This window comes from Pseudooceanicola sp. NS-SX8, assembly GCF_057380755.1.
In genome coordinates this window covers 3,262,068-3,280,153 of sequence record NZ_CM170819.1, presented here as the reverse complement: position 1 = coordinate 3,280,153, position 18,086 = coordinate 3,262,068, and the positions used below count along the sequence as shown (strand labels likewise).

Here is an 18,086-nt window from a genome sequence, read left to right as displayed (position 1 = left end):
GGGCTGTGCGAAAGCCGCGCGCGAGGCAGTGTGAGGTCGCATCAGGCTGGCGACACAGCACGTGCGGCGTTTCAGTCGACGTCCAGCGTATCGGGCAACGCTTCCGCATTGCGGTCGACGTGAAAGTCGACCCGGTGCAGGAGGCCGGTGAAGTTGCGCTGTACCTCGCGGTCCGGATCGACCGGTGGCAGGTTGTCCTTGCCGAGCGTGAGCCCTGTCAGCGACGGGCGCAGGAGGGTGTGCGGAACTGTGGCGCGGCCTGCGGGTTGCCCGCCGATGAACACCTCGGCCTCGCCTTGGCGAGACCCCGTCCGGGTAAAGACCATGCTTAGCTGACTGCGTCCGGGCGGCACCGCGATGGTGGAGGTCAGGCGCGTGACCTCCAGCCCCGCATAATTGTAGATGTAGACCAGCCGGTTGCCCGTGATTTCCAGCATGTAGCCGCCGCCGTAATTGCCAAAGGCCAGCAGCGTGCCGTCTTCCGTGCCCAGGGGCCGCTCCAGATCAATGTCGATGCGGTGCGAAGCATCGGCCACGACGGGGGCGGTCTCTGCCGGAATGGTGGCGATCGGCGGGTAGTAGGTCGAGCTGTCGCGCCACCGGGGCGCGCCGGGGCGCGGCGGCGGCGCGAAGAGGGCGTCACTGTCGTCGAGCGGCAGAACACCGTAGCGACCGGCCTCGGCCCACCAGCGTTGCTTCATCTCGGCAAGTTTCTCGGGCTGGGATCCGGCAAGGTCGTTCAGCTCGGAGAAATCCTCATCCAGGTGATAGAGTTCCCAGGCCTCCGAAGTGAAGTCATCGCCGGTCTTGTGCTTCGTCACGGCCTTCCAGCCCCGGTGCCAGACCGAGCGGTGACCGTACATCTCGAAATACTGGGTTTCCTTTTGGGTCGGTGCGTCCGGGGCGTCGAACGCATAGGCAAAGCTTTTGCCGTGGATCGGCATCTGGGCCACGCCCTTGATGATGTCGGGCGCATCGACGCCGCAGAGTTCGAGGATCGTGGGGGTGATGTCGGTCACATGGGTGAACTGGTGGCGCATCCCGCCCGCATCGGCGATGCCCCTGGGCCAGCTGACGATCATCGGGTCCCGGACACCGCCGCCATGGGTGAAGGATTTGAACAGCTTGAGAGGCGTGTTCGAGGCCTGTGCCCAGCCCCAGGGATAGTTGGAGGCGCTGCGCGGTCCACCGATCAGGTCGATGTCGCGGGTCCCGTCCTCGTAGGTTTCGGGGATCTGGTTGAACCAGCGGATCACGTTGGTGGTCCCCGGCGGGTCACAATCCACCGAGGCCCCGTTGTCGGAGATCAGGACAATGATCGTGTTGTCGCGCTGCCCGGTCCGGTCGAGAAAATCGAGCACGCGGCCAAAGCTGTGATCGGCGTGATCGAGGAGCGCGGCATAGGCTTCCTGCAGGCGTTCGGCCACCGTTCTTTGTTCGGGGGTCAGGCTGTCCCAGGCCTCGACCCCGGGGTTCGAGGGCGGCAGGTCGGCGTTTTCCGGGACCAGCCCCATGGCCTTTTGCCGGGCGAGCCGCTTGATGCGTTCTTCGTCCCAGCCGTCCGAGAACCGGCCCCGGTACTTGTCCAGCCATTCCTGCGGGGCCTGATGCGGGAAGTGTCCCGCGCCGTAGCACAGGTAGAGGAAGAAAGGTTTGTCCGGCCAGATCGAGACCTGATCCGACAACATGCGCACGGCCTTGTCGGCCAGATCATCCGACAGGTGATAGCCGTCCTCGGGGGGCGCGGGGGGATCGACGCGGTGATTGTCCTCGAAAAGTTCGGGGTAATACTGGTCGGTCGAGCCGTTCATGAAGCCATAGAAGCGGTCGAACCCGCGCCCCAGAGGCCATTGGTCGAAGGGGCCGGCGGCATTGGCGCGCTCGGTGGGGGCAAGGTGCCATTTGCCGACCGCGAAAGTGGCGTAGCCGTCCGATTGCAGCATCTCGGCCAGGGTGCCCGCCCGGTGGTCTATCGCCCCACGTCCGGAGGGCCAGCCCATGTCGGTATTGGCGAGGTAGCGCATTCCGACGGAATGGTGATTGCGCCCGGTCAGGAGGCAGGCGCGTGTCGGAGAGCACAGCGTCGTCGTATGGAAGTTCGAGAATCGGAGCCCGTCATTGGCGAGGCTGTCGAAATTCGGGGTGTCGATTCCGGAGCCGAAGCATCCAAGATCGGAATAGCCGACGTCGTCGAGCACCACGTAGATCACGTTGGGGGTGCCTGGCGCGGCGGTCGGAAACCCGGCGTAGGTACGCTCGGACTCGTGATGCGTCAGGCCGAGGTGGGGGGAATTGGTCATGGGTATGGTCTTTGGATCAATAGGCGGTGATGGACCGCAGGTAACGTTTGAGAAGCGTGCGCCCGAGCAGCCGCCAGGCCCTGTCGGTGGCGAAGCCCAGAAGGCCCAGAACGACAATGGCGGAGAACATCCAGTCGACCTGGAAATAGAGGCGCGAGGTCCAGATGATGTAGCCAAGCCCGCTGTCAGCGGCGAGCATTTCGGCCGCCACGATCACCAGGAAGGACGAGGCAAGCGCCAGGCGCATGCCCACATAGATCGACGGCAGTGAGGCCGGGATCACGCAGCGCCAGAACACCTGTGTCGACGAGGCGCCGAGGCATTTGGCTGCATTGATCTTGTCGGTCGAGATCGAGGCCACGCCGCTTGCCGTGTTCACCGTGACGATGAACCCGGTGGCATAGGCGATGAGCAGGATCTTCGACATTTCGCCGACGCCGAACCAGACGATGAACAGGGTGACGAGGGCAATCGCCGGCACGAAGCGGAAGAAGTGGATGAACGGGTCCACCATGGCGCGGGTCGCCCGCGACGAGCCCACCAGAAGCCCGACGGGAACGGCCACCGCGCTGCCCAGGATCCAGCCGCCGAGGATGCGCATCATCGAAATCAGGATCGAGGAAATGAGGGTGCCGTTCAGCAAGAGCTCCCAGGTGGCGGCGAGGGTCGCTAAGGGCGAGGGCAGGAAGGTGTCGTCGATGAACCACATCGAGGTGATCTGCCACAGGATCAGGACGATGCAGACGCTGAGCGCCGACAGGAGGAAATCGGATTTCATAGTTCGTCCCATTGGGTAGAGGATTCCCGCTCGATGTCCGCTTCGATCGCCCGCACGGCATCTGCAAAACGCATGTCCAGATCATCGCGGGGATAGGGCAGGTCGATGTCGTAGCTGCGGGTGATGTTGGCGCGGGGGCCACGGCTCATCACGGCGACCCGTTGGCCCAGGATCACCGCCTCGCGGATGTCATGGGTGACATAGACCATGGTGCGGCCGGTCTTTTGCCAGATCGAGATCAGCTCTTTTTGCAGAACCCGCCGGGTCAGCGCGTCGAGCGCGGCGAAAGGTTCGTCAAACAGGACAAGATCGGGCTCGGCGGCGAGCGTACGTGCGATCTGCACCCGCTGCTTCATGCCGCCGGACAATTCGTGAGGGAATTTGTGTTCGTGCCCCTTCAGGCCGACAAGAGCGATGTATTCGGCGGCGATCCGGGCGCATTCGGATTTGGATTTCCTGGCCACGGAAGGCCCGAAACCCACGTTCTGTTCGACCGTCAGCCATTCGAACAGCGGGTCGTCGATGGATTGAAACACCATCCCGCGCCGCCGGTTCGGACCCGAGATCGCCTCGCCATGGGCCGTCACCCGACCTTCGGTCTGGGTCTCGGTTCCCGCGACGATCTTGAGCAGGGTGGATTTGCCCGAACCGCTGGGACCGACAAGGACGAAGAACTCGCCATCTGAAATGTCGAGCGACAGGTCCGCAAGGATCAGATCGCTACCGGCGGACTGACCGGGATAGGCCATGCCGACCCGGTCGAAGCTGACCGCGGGAGAGGTCGGGGCGGCCGAGAGGCCGCCCGTATCTTTGGTGTCCGTCACGCTCATTCCCCGAGTTGGACGGCGTCGGGCGACACCTGCATGAGGTAGTCGGGCACGACGACGGTATCGAAGGAGATATCCGCGTTCATGTTGTCGGCGGCAAAGGCCGCGATTGCTTCGAAGCCCGTGCGTTCATAACCGGTCAGGGCGAGCTTGAAGGTGTTGTACCCCAGGAGCTTCAGCACGGCATCTTCCGGCGCGCGGGTGTGCGACGCGATGATGGCTGCGGCTTCTTCCGGGTTGTCGGTGATATAGGCGCTGGCGGCGTCCATCGCCTTGAGCACTGCAACGATCGCGTCGGGGTTTTCTTCGACAAACGTCGTGGTGCCGGTGATGTAGGCGCTGGAGCTGAGGCCCGCGGCGCTGTCATCGACCAGAACGTAGTGCTTGCCATCCTCGATGGACTTGTCTGTCCCGTCCGCCCAGACGAAGGAGGCGTCGATGCGGCCCGATTTCAGCGAGGCGACCAGTTCCACGAGGCTCGTGAACCCGACGAGTTTGACATCGTCCTGGCTCAGGCCGTTGGCTTCGAGGTACTTGACGGTCACGAGGTGTTCGAGTGTGCCGGTGGCTATCCCGATCTTCTTGCCCGCAAGGTCTGCGGCGGTTTCGATCTCGTTGGCGACCACCAGCTTGTGCCAGCCGGGATTGGCGCGGAAGATGCCCGCCAGAACCGTCAGCCGGCCATTGGTGGCGCGGGTCACCGTTGGGAAGTCGAGGCCCACGGCAAGATCGGCACGCCCGACGATCATCGAGTCGATCGCTTCGACCCCCGTTGCAAAGGTGGTGATGTCGGCGTCGATGCCCTGGTCTTCGAAATAGCCCATGTCCTGGGCGACCCAGATCTGCGAGCCGGTGGTGTAGGGGTCGACCCCGAAGCGCACGGTGGTCATGTCATCGGCCAGTGCCGATTGGCCAAGCGAGGCCAGTAGCATGGCGGTGGCCGCCATGCCCGAGAGACGTTCGAATCTCATTTGGTTTTCCTATTCCTGTTGGAGGGTTTGACGCTCTACGGCGCCTTGGCAAAATCGAGAGGTGAGAGCGGAGTGACGCTGCGCGCCACGACCATTGCGGGTGACATCCAGCCCGTTGAACACAGCGCCACCGAGCCATCGCCCGAACGGATCGTGGCGAGGTTCTTGAGAATGGCGGTGCCACTGTCGACCTGGAGAATCTTCGCGATTTCGGGGGGGGCCAATTCGGCCGAGTTCAGGGTTTCAAGGGTGGCACCCTCGGCCTGGATGTGATCCTGAAGCGGCGGCAGCACGTTGCGGATCTTGTCCGTCTTGAAGGCGTCCAGCGGGACGCCGGGCAGGATGTAGTGATCAATCAGCACGCAAGGTTCGCCGTTGGCCAGAAAGAGCCAGCGCAGATAGCCAAGCGGCCTGGGCGCGTCCCATTCAAAGCGTTTGATGAGCGCGTGGTCCGGCGTCACGGTGCCACGGTCCAGCTCGATCAGGCCGGGGGTCAGGCCGGCTGCTTCGATCATCCGCCAGAAGCCGAAGGTCACGCCAGGCGAGTTGTAGATCGGCGGTTCCGCGACAAAGGTGCCGACGCCGTGCTTGCGGTTGATCACCGACTTGGCGATCAGGTCCGAATAGGCTTCGCGCATCGAATTGCGGCTGAAGCCCAGGATGCGGCTCATCTCCATCTCCGCAGGCAACTTGTCGCCCGGGGCCAGCCCCTGCTCGGAAATGTAGGAAATGATGTGTTCTGCAACCGTGCTCGCCACGTTCTGACTCCAATTTCTTTTGCCTCACCTAAAGAGGTAGGACGTCCTACCACCTTGTTTGGGGAAAAAGGCTCTGGCAAGATAAAATTGCCAGTCAGCGAGCGAGGAACCGAGCAAATGTCCTGTTGCAGTCCAAAATCTTCGCGTTCGCAGGCCCCCTCGATACTGGCACGGCCCTCTGCCGCGGGTGCGACGGTCGCAAGCGGTTTCGATGGTATGGTGATGATCCCGGGGGGAGACTATTCGATCGGCTACGACGGCCCCGAGGCGAATGTCGGTGACCGCGAAGGGCCCGTCCGAGAAATCTCATTGCCCGATTTCCGGATGTCCAAAACGACCGTTACCAATGCAGACTTCGCGCGATTCATCGCTGAAACCGGCTATGTCACCGACGCCGAGACGCTTGGATGGTCTTTCGTCTTTGCGCCACAGATGCATCCACAGGCCATGGTGTTCGAAGATGCGGACACGGTTGCGCCGGAATGGTGGATGCCCGTGGCGGGCGCCTCCTGGCAGCGACCTGACGGGCCGGGCAGCACCCTGCTTTTGCGTGCCGATCATCCGGTCGTCCATGTGTCGCATCGTGACGCCGAAGCCTTCGCCGCCTTCCATGGCAAACGGCTCCCGACCGAAGCCGAGTGGGAAGTGGCCGCGCGGGGCGGGTTGGATCAGGCGATTTATGCCTGGGGCAACGCGCTGCATCCCAATGGCAGACACATGTGCAATATCTGGCAAGGCCGGTTCCCCGACAGCAACACGGGCGAGGACGGTTGGCTTGCGACGGCCCCCGCCGAAAGCTTTCCCGCCAATGGCTATGGCTTGTTCAACATGCTCGGAAACGTCTGGGAATGGACATCATCGCACTGGCTTGCCGACCCCACAATCCGGGCCATGCGCGGTGGCTCCTACTTGTGCCACGCGAGTTATTGCAACCGCTACAGGGTCTCTGCACGAACATCGAACCACGTGACAGCGACCTCCAGCCACCTGGGATTCCGGCTCGCGGCTTAGGCGGCCGTGATCCTGGTGCATGGGTGTGAGCCATGGGCATCGCGGCAAGGGGTCTGCCACATGGAGAGCGATCCCTTTGGCATTTGGCAGGGAGTGGCGGGTCTCCGGCCCGAAGCCGTCCACGATACAGGGGGCTATTCACGCCTTGTCTGAACCGCGGAATGGCGCAACATGGCGGAGGACCCCGTGATGCCTGACGATCCATGGATCTCTTGCTGGCGGTCCTTCGCCCCTTCGGCCGCTTCAGAACAGCAGGTTTGAGAAATGCACCGCGCGCTCTTCCATCAAATCTTCCCTGACGGCATCGAAGCTCTGGCGCTCTGCTCGGATCGAAGTTTTCCGCGCCACAGCCATGACGAGTTCGGCTTCGGCTACCTCGTTGCGGGTGGGCAGGAAAGCTGGAGCGGGCGCGGGCTGGTCGAGGCTGCGCGCGGCGATGTCATCACTGTCAATCCGGCCGAGATCCATGACGGGCGCGGCCACCCCGGCGCGCCGCGCCACTGGCGGATGCTGTTCCTGACGCCTGCCGCCCTTGCCCGCGCCGGGGACCTGACTGTCGCGGGCGTGGAATGGCAGGACCCGGTTCTTTCGCACCCCGCGACCCTGGGCGCCGTGGCGCGTGCCTTTGCGGCGGTGGTGGAGGAGAGGGCGGATCCGGCCGAGATTGAAGAGGCGCTGCTGTTCGCAATTCGCGCCCTGCTGGGTGAGGCATTCGAGGTTGGGGGCTCCGTTGAAAGCAAGATCGGGGGCGGGGTGCGCAAAGGGGCGTCCTGCGGACCGGTTGCACGGGTGCTGGACCTGATCGGGCAGGACTGGGCGGCGCCCCTGTCGCTGGGGGCTTTCGCCGCCGAGGCGGGGATGAGCCGTTATGCCTTCCTGCGCCGCTTTGCCCGCGAGGTCGGCATCACGCCGCATGCCTATCTGACCCAGCACCGGGTGAAGCGTGCGCGCGAGGGGATCGCTGCGGGGCTTCCGATCGCCGAGGCAGCGCTGGCTGCGGGCTTCGCCGACCAGAGCCACCTGACCCGCGCCTTCACGCGCCAATTCGGCCTGACGCCCGGTCGCTTTCGCGCCGCGATAGAGGCCTGAAAGGGCAATATCCTTCAAGCCGGCGCCCGCCAGGACCGGCTATTGCACAAGCATCCCGGAACCCACGGCGAGGATGCAATGCGCTTTTCCTATTCCCCTCACATGCAAAAGACCTTCCCCGGACGCGTGACGGCAGTGATTGCGTTGCGCGCGGTCAGCCCCGACGCCGATGCCCCGGCGGTGCTTGCGGGGTTCCGGCGTGACGCGGCGGCAAGATTGACCGGCGCGACCGAGGCCGACTTCCCCGAGATCAGGGCATGGCGCGCCGCATATGCGCAGATGGGGCTGAAGCCCACGAAATATCGCTGCGCGGCCGAGGCGCTCCTGCGGCGGTTCCGCAAGGAGGGCGACCTTCCCGCAATTCATCCGCTGATCGACCTGTGCAACGCTGCCTCGCTGGCCTTTGCGACGCCGGTGGCGGTCTTCGACCTTGACCAGGTCACCGGCGATCTGACCGTGGGGGCCGCGCGCGGGCAGGAGAGATACCTGGCCTTCTCCGGCGAAACGGAACACCCCGAGGCGGGCGAGGTGATCTTTGCGGACGACGCGGGCGAGGCCCATGCCCGACGCTGGGCGCACCGGCAGAGCCGGCAGTCCGCTGTCAGCCCTGCAACGCGCCGTTCGCTGATCGTGGCGGAGGCGCTGCACGATGGGGCGGCAGACGACCTGCGGCGCCTTCTGGGCGCGTTGACGGTGGCGCTGCCGCAGGTTGCGACGGTGAGGCAGAGCGTTGTGCTCGACCAGCCCGAAGCGAGCTTTGACCTGCTGCCGGAAGGGGATGCCTGAGCCATGAGCGCCGCCTTCCTTCTGACCTCGCTGATCGTGGTGCTGGCACCGGGCACGGGCGTTCTTTACACGCTGGCCACCGGGCTTTCGCAGGGCACGCGGGCCAGCGTTGTTGCCGCCGCGGGCTGCACCCTGGGGATCCTGCCCGCGATGCTTGCCGCGCTCCTTGGCCTTGCGGCGCTGTTGCAGGCCAGTGCGACGGCTTTCGATCTCTTCAAGATCCTCGGTGCCCTGTACCTTCTGTGGATGGCCTGGGCCGTGCTGAGAGAGAAAGGCGCGCTCGAAATCGCGCGGGACCGGGGGGCGGTTTCCCTGCCGCGCGTGGCGCTGGCGGGGTTTGCGCTCAATATCCTCAACCCCAAGCTGGCGATCTTCTTCCTGGCCTTCCTGCCGCAATTCCTGCCCGCCGGTGAGGACGCGCCGCTGGCCCGGATGCTGGAGCTTTGCGGGGTCTTCATGGCCATGACTTTCGTGATTTTCGTGGGCTATGGCGTTCTGGCGGCACAGGTCCGCCGCCTGGTCGTGAGGCGCCCCGCCGTGATGGTCTGGCTGCGACGCGGCTTTGCCGGGGCTTTCGTCCTTCTCGCCGCGCGCCTGGCCTTCGCGCGGGTGTGATCACCGACCGAAGTCAGGTGGGGAGGGGGCGGGCAAGGCCCCTCGATACCGCGGGCAGCTTTCGGACCAACACGCGCTGTGCGAGCTTCGCGGCTCTTCGCGACAGGCTGCTGCCTAAAATTGGCTCAGGGGTACTTCCGCCTGTACAGCAAGGCCCGAGCCGCGTCTTTCCCGGGATTCATCCACCGAAATTGTGGATAACCTGGTGCGGGGGGTGTCTGTGGTGAGGCGCCGTACCGGGCCGGTGCGGCAGGCCTTCGAACAAAGGCCTGCCACGGGAAGAAAGGGCAGTCGCAAGGGCCGACACCCGCAGAGGCACCAGGGAGGCGGGAGCCCTGCGGATACAGGCTGGGGCGCGCTCAGGCGAACCCGGGCGAAGGCCCGTCTCAGGCGTTGTCGGTCCGGCGATAGCCATAGTCCGCCGCGAGGTTGACCATGGAGCGAAGGGCGGTCAGCAGACCGGTTTCGTTGACCTGGAAATTCTCTTCGTGGTGGAAGCCCGAGCGGCCGCCATCCTCCTCGTCCAGCCCGACCCCGACGGTGAAGAACATCAGCGGGGCGACCTTGGAGAAGTTGGAGACATCGTCGAGGAAGCAGGACTGCACCTCCACCAGGGGTTTGTCATCGGGGGCCACGCGGTCGAGCGAGGGGCGCATCATCCGGGTCAGCTCCGGATCGTTGTGCACGATGGGGATCCGGGCGTACCAGTTCACGTCGGCCGAGCCGCCTGCCGCTTCGGCTATGCCCTTGGCGATCGCCTCGACCCGACCTTCGAGGTAGGGGCCGCTTTCGGCATCGGTGAAGCGCAGCGCGCCTTCCAGCATCGCTTCCTTCGGGATGACGTTGAATTTCGTCCCGCCCTTGAAGATGCCGATCGACAGGGTGACGGCGTTTTCGTTCACGTCGACGTTCTTGGCGGGGACCGATTGCAGCGCGGTGAGGATCTGCGCGCCGATCAGCAGCGGATCCACGGTGCGCCAGGGATAGGCACCGTGCCCGCCGCGGCCCTCGATGTTGATGCGCAGCATGCTCATCGCATAGGTGCCGTCGCCCTCGTGCAGGCGGATCTCCCCGGCGGTGCCGGGGCGTTCGTCCTGCAGGACGTGGAAGCAGAAGAAGGCATCGGGTTTGGGATCGTCGAAGACGCCGTCGGCCACCAGCCGCTCGGCGCCGGACAGGCCCTTCCAGTCGGGCGCGGGGCCTTCCTCGGCCGGCTGGAAGACCAGCATGACGCTGCCCTTCAGTGCGGCGCGTTCCTCTGCCAGAAGCTCGGCCACGGCCATCTGCACGGCGGTGTGCGCATCATGGCCGCAGGCATGCATCACCGGCACCTCTTCGCCGCCCCAGTTGGCGCGGGCGGTGGAGGCGAAGTCGAGCCCGGTCTTCTCCTGCACGGGCAGGGCGTCCATATCCGCGCGCAGCGCCACGCAGGGGCCGGGCTGGCCGCCTTTGAGGATGCCGATCACCCCGGTGCTGCCACCCAGGCCGCGCCGCACCTCGTCAAAGCCCAGCCGTTCCAGGTGATCTGCCACGATCCTCGCGGTGCGGTGTTCCTGGTTGCCCAGCTCCGGATGGGCATGGAAATCGCGGCGCCATGCGATCATCCGGTCGAAGATCCGCTCCGCCCCTAGGTCGAGGCGGGCCTGCAGTTCAGCCTGGGGAGAACGTTCGGAGGAGGACATGGCGAAGCCTTTCAGTGGACCAGGACGAGGGCGATGGAGGGGAAGAGGATCAGGAGAGCCAGGCGCATCAGGTCTGCGGCGATGAAGGGCGCCACGGCGCGATAGATCCGCCCCAGCCCGATATGCCGCGCGATCGAATTGATCACAAAGACATTCATGCCGATGGGCGGGGTATTCACGCCCAGGGTGACGGTCATGACGTAGATGACACCGAACCAGACCGGATCGAAGCCGAGCGCCTTGATGACGGGATAGACGATGGGCAGGGTCAGCAGGGTGATCGCCAGTTCATCCATCAGCGCGCCCAGGATCAGGTAGCCCAGCAGGATCAGGAAGAGCACGCCGTAGGGGCCGAGCGGCTGGTTTGCCAGCCAGCCGATGAGCGCGGTGGTGGTGCCGGTGACGGTCAGGAAATAGCCGAAGACCAGAGCGCCGATGACGATGGTGAAGATGGCCGCGCTCATCGCCAGGGCTTCACCCAGGGCTTCGAAGGTGGCCTTCAGCCCCAGCCGTCCGCGCAGCGTACCGATGAGCCAGGCGCCGAAGGCCCCGATGCCCGCGGCTTCGGTTACGGTGAAGATGCCGCCGTAGATGCCGCCGATGATCAGCACGAACAGCAGGGCGATGGCCCAGACGCGGCTGAGGGTCGAAAGCTTCTCCTGCCAGGTGCTGCGGGCGGCGGCGGGCAGGCTGGCGGGGCGCAGGAAGCCCAGGACGACGATGGTCAGCCCGTAGCAGAGCAGGCCCAGAAGGCCGGGCAGGATGCCGGCGATGAAGAGGTCCGCGATATCCTGCTGGGTGATGAAGCCGTAGAGCGCGAAGACCGAGGAGGGCGGGATCATGATGCCCAGCGTGCCGCCCGCGGCGATCACCCCGGCGGACAGGCCGCCGTCGTAGCCGTTGCGCTCCATCTCCGGCAGGGCGACGCGGGTCATGGTGGAGGCAGTGGCCATGGAGGATCCGTTGACGGCGGCAAAGCCCGCCGAGGCGACCAGCGCCGAGAAGGCCATGCCGCCCCGGAACCGGCCCAGCCAGGCCTGGCTGGCGCGGAACATCTCGAGGCTGAGGTCGCTCTTCGCCGCGAAGACCCCCATCAGGATGAACATCGGGATGATCGAGAATTCATAGGCGGTGAGAGAGTTGAAAGCGACCTGGCTCAGCATGGAAATGGCAGGGTCGACGCCCACCACCATGGAAAAGCCGGTGAAGCCCGCGATGGCCATGGCGACCCCGACAGGCACGCGGATCAGCAACAGGACCAGCAGGATGGCGAAACCCGCGAGGGCGATGAGGGAGAGCGACATGAAGGGTCCTTCGGCGGAAGTGCGGAGGGGCGTGCAGGGAGTGGGAATGCAGGTGGGGGCCGGTCGTCAGACCGGCCCGGCCTCCGGCGGGAGGGTCTCGTCGGCGGGGCGGCGCAGGTGGCGCAGCCCCAGAAGGACCAGAAGGCAGGCCACGGCAATGCCCAGTGTCATCGCGGCGTGGAACCCCCAGAGGGGGATCCGCAGCTCCGCCGTGGAGATGCCCGAGAGCATGTTCTTGAACGCGCGCTCGGCCATGGCCCAGGTCAGCAGCAGCAGGAAACCGGCGGTGATCAGCCGCGCGGCCAGGTCCATCACCAGCCGGCCCTGCGGGCCCAGCAGCTTCCAGACCCCGTCGATGGTGATGTGCTCCGACCTGTGGGTCGCCAGGGCGATCCCCCAGGCGAGCGCCAGGCCCTGCGCCATGCGCGTCAGGTCGAAGGCGTCCATCAGTGCGCTGTTGAAGACGTAGCGCAGGACCACGCTGGCGAAGGTGATCAGTGTCACCACCCCCAGCATGGCGCTGGCCAGCAGCTCGATGGTGCGCAGGGCCCGGTCCATCATTCTGCCGCAGCCTTGGCCGCCGCGATCTCGGCTTCGAAATCAGCGCGGATCGCCTCGGGGTCCAAGCCCTTCTTGCGCAGCGTCTCGGCCCAGCGGTCATAGGCGGGCTTGGTGGATGCCTTCCAGGCGGCCAGTTCCTCGTCCGTCAGGTCATGGATCGTGTCGCCCTTGTCGGCCAGGATCTGGCGGCCGCCGTTTTCGAATTCGACCCAGCTTTCGCCCATCTTCACCGCCCATTCGGGCGAGCAGACGGAATCCACCGCCGCCTTCATCTCTGGCGACAGGCCTTCGTAGCGGTCCTTGTTCATCACCACGCCCGCGCCGACGTAATAAAGGTCGGTGCCCAGGTGGTAGGGCACGGCATCGGCGATCCCGAAGAATTCGAGCGATCCCCAGGGGAAGGTGATGGCATTGGCAACGCCGCGTTCGATGGCCTGGCGGGCCTCGGTCGCGGGCACCTGGACGGCGGAACCGCCCAGATCGGCGATGTACTGCGCCATGGCGGCGGAGCCGGGGCGTACCTTCATGCCGGCGACATCACCGGGCAGGGCGACGGGGCTGGCGGAATGCAGGCTGCCCGGCGCGCCGGTATGGGCGAGGCAGAAATGCACGTCGGGCATCTCCTGAGCGGCATATTTGGCATACCACTTGTCCACGGCGGTCGAGGCGACATCGCGGTCGGCCTCGATCGAGAAGGGCAGGTCGATCAGGTCGGCAATCGGGAAGGCGCCGGGGGTGTAGCCGAAGTTGACCCATGCCAGGTCGACGATCCCGTCGCGGGCCATGGCGTAGTGGTCGGCCGGGGCGCCCATCTGGCCCGCCGGGAAGACCTGCACCGTCAGTTCGCCGCCAGACGCTTCTGCCAGCGCATCGGCCCAGAGCTTCACGTCATTGTCGAAATAGTGGCCCGGGGGAAGGAAGTGGGAAAAACGCAGGCTGTCGGCCATGCCGGGGGTGGCGGCGCCGACGATCATGCCGAAGGTGGCAAGCGCGGAGAGCTTGGAGGAGAGTTTCATGGGGAGTTCCCTGTTGGTGGTTCTTGCTTGGTCTTTGGGTCTTGCCGGATCAGCCGAGCGCTTCGTTCCTGAAGGCGGAAAGCGTGTCGGTCAGAAGGGTCATCATCTCGTCCAGCTGGGGTTCGGTCAGCACCAGCGGCGGGGTGATCATCAGCCATTCGCCATAGCGCCCCCCGGCGGTGGAGCGGGAGTAGAGCAGCAGGCCGCGTTCCATCGCCAGGTCGACAATGCGGGAGATCGCACGGGCGGAGGAGGGGAAACGCGTCTTGCTGTCCTTGTCCTGCACGATCTCGATGGCCTGCAGCAGGCCGATGCCGCGCACGTCGCCGACGATGTCGGACTGCTCCATCAGCGCCAGAAGCCGTTCGCGCAGCAGCACACCCATGCGGGCGGCATTGCCGATCAGGTCCTGATCGACGACCTCACGCATGACCGCGTGGCCCACGGCGCAGGAAAGGGGATTGGCGCTGTAGGTATGGCCATGCATGAAGCCGCCGGCCTCGACGACGGTCTGCACCATCTCGCGCGGGGCCAGGACCATGCCGAGCGGGGTGTAGCCGGCCGCCACGCCCTTGGCGAGGGTCACCATGTCGGGGCGCGCATCGGGCCAGTGCTCCGCCGCGAGGAAGCGCCCGGTGCGACCGGCGCCGCTCATCACCTCGTCGAAGATCAGCAGGACGCCGTGGCGGGTGCAGATCTCCCGCACGGCTGCATAGTAGTGGTCAGGGGCGACCAATGCGCCGGTGGCAAGACCGCCGACCGGTTCCATGATGAAGGCCAGGACGTTCTCCGGGCCTTCCTCGAGGATTGCTTCTTCCAGCGCGCGGGCACAGGCGCGTGCATGGGCGTCGGCATCCATGTTGTCGGGGGTGCGATAGGTGAAGGGGGCGGGCACGCGGGGCATGATCCGCATCACCGGCTCGAAGACCGCATCGGTTTCGGGATCGCCCGTGACCGCGGCGGCGCCCAGCGTGGCGCCGTGGTAGCCCGGGTTGCGCGCCAGGACCTTCCAGCGCTGCCCCTGGCCGCGGGCCACCGCATACTGGCGGGCCAGCTTGATCGCGGCTTCGGTCGCTTCCGACCCGCCGGAGACGACGAAAACCCGTTCGAACCCGGGGCCGGCGAGGGCCGCGACCTGTTCCGCCAGCTGCACGTTGGTCTCGTTCTCGAAGAGGGCGCGGGAGGCGTAGCAGACCTTGCCGGCCTGTTCGGCCATCGCCTCCAGAACCCGGGGGTTGCCGTGGCCGATGTTGCAGACCACCGGCCCGGAGGTCGCGTCGAGGTAGCGCTTGCCGGCGGTGTCCCACATGTAGATCCCCTCTGCATGGGAGATCGTCGGACGGCGCGGCGCGTCGAGCGGCGTGTAGAAGACCTGGATCGGTCCGCCCCGCTGGTCGAACGGGCCTTCGCCGGTTGCGCCACGCGCCGCTTCTGCCGTGTCGGGAATGCCCATGTCCTTGTCCTTCCTGTCGCGCACCGCCGGTCGGGCCCTGCGGCCCTTGCCCGTGCTGGTGGCGGTCTTCCGTGATTTCCTGTTCACCGTACAAGAGTAATTGTACGGTGAACAAGAGGCTTCGGCGGGAAGCATGCGAAAAGGGCGCCGCCAGGCTTGGCAGCGCCCATGAATTCATCATCTGATGCGGAGCCTAGTCCTGTGCGAGCAGCGCTTCGAGCCCGCTGACGAAGGCATCGACGTAGAGATCGAAGCCGCCCTGAAGCGGGCTGACAGCGCCGTTGGCCCATCTGAGCAGGAAGGCGGAGCCCAGCATTTGAGGCGCCATGCGCGCGACCATCGGGTATTGCGCGGCGTCGATGGTGGCCGAGAAGCCCTTCAGATCCTCTTCCAGATCGTCGGCATCGGGCGGCAACATGGCGTATTCCTGCGTGGCAAAGCCCACCATGGCGCCGACCACCGCATTGAAGGCATGGATCAGGAGGTCATCTCGGAACCCCGCAGTTTCGAGCTTGGACAGGATCCCTTCGATCAGGTCGACGTTGACCGAGGCGTTGGAGACCAGGTTGACGCCGATCAGCGGAGCCACGTTGGGGTGGCGGGCGATGCACCGGCGATAGCCGGTGAACAGCGCCTTCAGCCAGTCCTGCCAGAGCAGGCCGTGATCGGGCACCACGTCGGTCAGCACCAGCGTGACCACCTCTGCGATCAGCAAGTGCCGGCTGGGCGTGTACCAGTAGATGGCCGTCGGATAGCAGTCGAGCGTCTTGGCCAGGTTGCGGATCGAGAAGGTCTGCAGGCCTTTTTCGTCGATCAGCTTCAACGCTGTCTCGACCACCAGTTCCTTCGACATTCCGGGCGCGTTCCTGTCCGATGACGGGCTGCGCCGCGAAGGGGTTCGGGATTTTGTCGCCATGCCAGCCTTCGAAGGATTCGTGCCGTCGCGGAAGACTGCGGACGGGACCATGTGTGCCAAGCCACCGGGGTGACCGGCATGACAGTTAGTGCATGATCGGCCGCAGGTCCACCGGTGCCGGGGCGGTCCGATGCGCGACCAGGGCCGTGTGGGAGGCGCTGCCGGGACGAGACGGGCGGCCAGGGCCAGACCGCAGATGCCGGGCGGCCCTTGATGTGCTTGCGCTTCCCGCCTGTCTTCCACTACCGTCTGGTGGAAAGCCAGCCCGTCGAACATTTGCGGTGTTCCCGGTGCTAGCCAGATCCACCACAGGAGGGGGGACTGGCATATGGCCGTTTCTTTCGTGCAGTTCTGCCGGCATGCCCGGCGCCCGTACCATGGATGAACCACCCATGGGCCACTGGATCGCCGACCTGTTCCGGCGCCATCATCCCGAGCTTTTGTCCCGGGCCGCGCGGCTGGTCGGCGACAGGGATACAGGGGAGGATGTCCTGCAGACGACCTATGTCAGGCTGACCGCCTCGCGGCGCGACGGGATCGGCATCGCCAATCCCCGCCACTATGCGCTGACCGCCCTCAGGCATGCCGCCTTCGATCATACCAGGAAGCGCCGGCGCGAATGGCTCTACCGGATCGACGTTGACGGGGTGGAGGATCTGGCCGGAGGCGGCGACCCGGCGGAGGCGATGCTCTTCCGGGAAAGGATCGCGCAGCTGGCCATGCTGCTCAACGAGCTTCCGGAGGCCTGTTCGGCGGTCTTCCTGATGAACCGTCTGGAAGGCCTGACGCATCGGGAAATCGCACTTCGGATGGGGATCTCCGTCAGCATGGTGGAAAAGCACATGATGCGGGCATTGCGACTGTGCAGAGAGGCCCGGCGGCTCGAGCTGGCCGGGGAAGAGGCGGCGGGTGTGGGCCGCGGGGCGGGCAGCAGGTGAGCGCGCGTCGGCTTGATCCGGGCGGAGCGCCCGAAGAGGACCTCTGTGACGAGGCGCTGGCCTGGATCATGCGCATCCACGCGGGCGATGCCGGTGGGAAGGCGCGGGAGGGTTTTCGCCACTGGCGGGGGCTGAGCGCAGGGCATGAGGCCGCCGCGCGGGAGGCCGAAGCAGTCTGGGGCATGACCTCCCTTGTGCACCGCGACCGGCGGACCGGGCGGATCGAACCGGGTCGGGAAGTGCCGAGGATTGCGCGGCGCGATGTCCTTCGCGGAATCGCTGGCCTTGCCGTTCTGGGCGGCGGGACCCTTGCCGGTCACCGACTGTCGCGGCGGTTCAGGTCCGATCTGGTGACGGGCGTGGCGGAACGGTCGCGGATCGCCATGGGGGGACGTGGCGAGTTGATCCTGAACGCCTGGACCGCGCTGGACAGTGAGGAGGCGCCGGAGGCGCGCCGGCTGACGCTGCACGAGGGGCAGGTTTGTCTGCACCAGGATGCGGGGCATGCCTCCCTCAGGGCCGGTCCCTTGTGGGTGCAGACCTCGGGCAGGGCGACGGTGGACGTGAACCGCAACCTGCCGCACGGCCAGGTCGCGGTGGCCTCCCTCGGGGAGGGAGTGGTCGTGCTGGCTGCCGGCAGGGCAGCGCTGGACGTGCCGCCGGGCGCGCGGGTCGTCTATGACCGGGCAGGTGTTCCACTCTCCATGGCCGAAGATGGGGCCGCCGCCGCTCTGGCATGGCAGGAGGGGGAGCTCATCGCCGAGGCCATGCCGCTGGAGGAGGTCGTTGCCGCGCTGAGGCCATGGTCGCATGGCTGGATCACCATTGCGGAGACGGGCTTGGCGCAGCTGAAGGTCAATGCCGTGCTCGATCTTGAAGATCCCGCTCGGTCCCTCGAAGCACTGGCACTTGGCCTGCCGCTGCGTTTGCATCGGGTGGGGGATCTGCTGACGGTGCTGGTTGCGGTATAAAATATATAGGTAAGTCAGTGTGTTGAAAATTTGTTGATGGAAATTGTCTGAAATCGTTGAGGGCATCTGCCCCGCCCGTCGTCTCGGTTAGTGAGGGACCAGGAAATCCC

17 protein-coding genes are annotated in these 18,086 nt (G+C 65.7%); 6 read left to right on the top strand and 11 right to left on the bottom strand.

Going from position 1 to position 18,086, the window contains the following annotated elements; genetic code table 11:
• Window positions 1-71: 71 nt before the first annotated feature.
• From AC2IR1_RS15065 to AC2IR1_RS15045, 5 genes are read right to left on the bottom strand one after another with little or no spacing between them, the layout of a single operon-like run.
• Window positions 72-2,300, bottom strand: a complete 2,229-nt coding sequence (locus tag AC2IR1_RS15065; protein ID WP_486472790.1) for an arylsulfatase — start codon at window positions 2,298-2,300, stop codon at window positions 72-74.
• A 16-nt stretch (window positions 2,301-2,316) separates the two neighbouring features.
• Complete coding sequence (locus AC2IR1_RS15060; RefSeq protein WP_486472789.1) at window positions 2,317-3,078, bottom strand: ABC transporter permease; 762 nt, start codon at window positions 3,076-3,078, stop codon at window positions 2,317-2,319.
• Window positions 3,075-3,902, bottom strand: a complete 828-nt coding sequence (locus AC2IR1_RS15055) for an ABC transporter ATP-binding protein (RefSeq protein WP_486472788.1) — start codon at window positions 3,900-3,902, stop codon at window positions 3,075-3,077. The genes AC2IR1_RS15060 and AC2IR1_RS15055 overlap by 4 nt, the downstream gene beginning before the upstream one ends.
• 2 nt (window positions 3,903-3,904) lie before the next feature.
• Window positions 3,905-4,876, bottom strand: a complete 972-nt coding sequence (locus AC2IR1_RS15050) for an ABC transporter substrate-binding protein (RefSeq protein ID WP_486472787.1) — start codon at window positions 4,874-4,876, stop codon at window positions 3,905-3,907.
• A gap of 35 nt (window positions 4,877-4,911) precedes the next feature.
• On the bottom strand, window positions 4,912-5,634 hold the full coding sequence (locus AC2IR1_RS15045) for a GntR family transcriptional regulator (RefSeq protein ID WP_486472786.1): 723 nt from the start codon (window positions 5,632-5,634) through the stop codon (window positions 4,912-4,914).
• 216 nt (window positions 5,635-5,850) lie between these two features.
• Between AC2IR1_RS15045 and AC2IR1_RS15040 the strand changes: the two genes are divergently transcribed.
• From AC2IR1_RS15040 to AC2IR1_RS15025, 4 genes are all read left to right on the top strand, one after another.
• Window positions 5,851-6,645: a formylglycine-generating enzyme family protein gene (locus AC2IR1_RS15040; RefSeq protein WP_486472785.1), complete on the top strand. Its 795-nt coding sequence runs from the start codon at window positions 5,851-5,853 to the stop codon at window positions 6,643-6,645.
• Window positions 6,646-6,909: 264 nt separating this feature from the next.
• Entirely contained in the window at window positions 6,910-7,734 is an 825-nt protein-coding gene (locus AC2IR1_RS15035; protein WP_486472784.1) for an AraC family transcriptional regulator, read from the top strand.
• A gap of 126 nt (window positions 7,735-7,860) precedes the next feature.
• A complete protein-coding gene (locus AC2IR1_RS15030) occupies window positions 7,861-8,520 on the top strand; it encodes a B3/B4 domain-containing protein (RefSeq protein WP_486472783.1) in 660 nt (219 codons plus the stop codon).
• A 3-nt stretch (window positions 8,521-8,523) separates the two neighbouring features.
• Window positions 8,524-9,135, top strand: coding sequence for a LysE family translocator (locus tag AC2IR1_RS15025; RefSeq protein WP_486472782.1), 612 nt, complete (start codon window positions 8,524-8,526; stop codon window positions 9,133-9,135).
• Window positions 9,136-9,521: 386 nt separating this feature from the next.
• On the opposite strand, the gene AC2IR1_RS15020 is transcribed toward AC2IR1_RS15025, so the two are convergent.
• The 6 genes from AC2IR1_RS15020 to AC2IR1_RS14995 form a co-directional block, all read right to left on the bottom strand.
• Window positions 9,522-10,817 carry a M20 metallopeptidase family protein gene (locus AC2IR1_RS15020; RefSeq protein WP_486472781.1) on the bottom strand — a complete coding sequence of 432 codons (1,296 nt, stop codon included), beginning with the start codon at window positions 10,815-10,817 and terminating at the stop codon, window positions 9,522-9,524.
• A gap of 11 nt (window positions 10,818-10,828) precedes the next feature.
• Complete coding sequence (locus AC2IR1_RS15015; RefSeq protein WP_486472780.1) at window positions 10,829-12,121, bottom strand: TRAP transporter large permease; 1,293 nt, start codon at window positions 12,119-12,121, stop codon at window positions 10,829-10,831.
• A 66-nt stretch (window positions 12,122-12,187) separates the two neighbouring features.
• Window positions 12,188-12,682 (bottom strand): TRAP transporter small permease, encoded by a 495-nt coding sequence (locus AC2IR1_RS15010; protein ID WP_486472779.1) that lies wholly within the window; start codon window positions 12,680-12,682, stop codon window positions 12,188-12,190.
• Window positions 12,679-13,698: a TRAP transporter substrate-binding protein gene (locus tag AC2IR1_RS15005; protein ID WP_486472778.1), complete on the bottom strand. Its 1,020-nt coding sequence runs from the start codon at window positions 13,696-13,698 to the stop codon at window positions 12,679-12,681. The genes AC2IR1_RS15010 and AC2IR1_RS15005 overlap by 4 nt, the downstream gene beginning before the upstream one ends.
• A gap of 49 nt (window positions 13,699-13,747) precedes the next feature.
• Window positions 13,748-15,151 (bottom strand): aminotransferase family protein, encoded by a 1,404-nt coding sequence (locus AC2IR1_RS15000; protein WP_486472777.1) that lies wholly within the window; start codon window positions 15,149-15,151, stop codon window positions 13,748-13,750.
• A gap of 193 nt (window positions 15,152-15,344) precedes the next feature.
• On the bottom strand, window positions 15,345-16,004 hold the full coding sequence (locus tag AC2IR1_RS14995; protein WP_486472776.1) for a TetR/AcrR family transcriptional regulator C-terminal domain-containing protein: 660 nt from the start codon (window positions 16,002-16,004) through the stop codon (window positions 15,345-15,347).
• A 440-nt stretch (window positions 16,005-16,444) separates the two neighbouring features.
• Here AC2IR1_RS14995 and AC2IR1_RS14990 point away from each other — a divergent pair, with 440 nt between their 5' ends.
• Both AC2IR1_RS14990 and AC2IR1_RS14985 read left to right on the top strand, forming a co-directional pair.
• Entirely contained in the window at window positions 16,445-17,005 is a 561-nt protein-coding gene (locus tag AC2IR1_RS14990; protein WP_486472775.1) for an RNA polymerase sigma factor, read from the top strand.
• Window positions 17,002-17,976 (top strand): FecR family protein, encoded by a 975-nt coding sequence (locus AC2IR1_RS14985; RefSeq protein WP_486472774.1) that lies wholly within the window; start codon window positions 17,002-17,004, stop codon window positions 17,974-17,976. The genes AC2IR1_RS14990 and AC2IR1_RS14985 overlap by 4 nt, the downstream gene beginning before the upstream one ends.
• Window positions 17,977-18,086 lie beyond the last annotated feature (110 nt).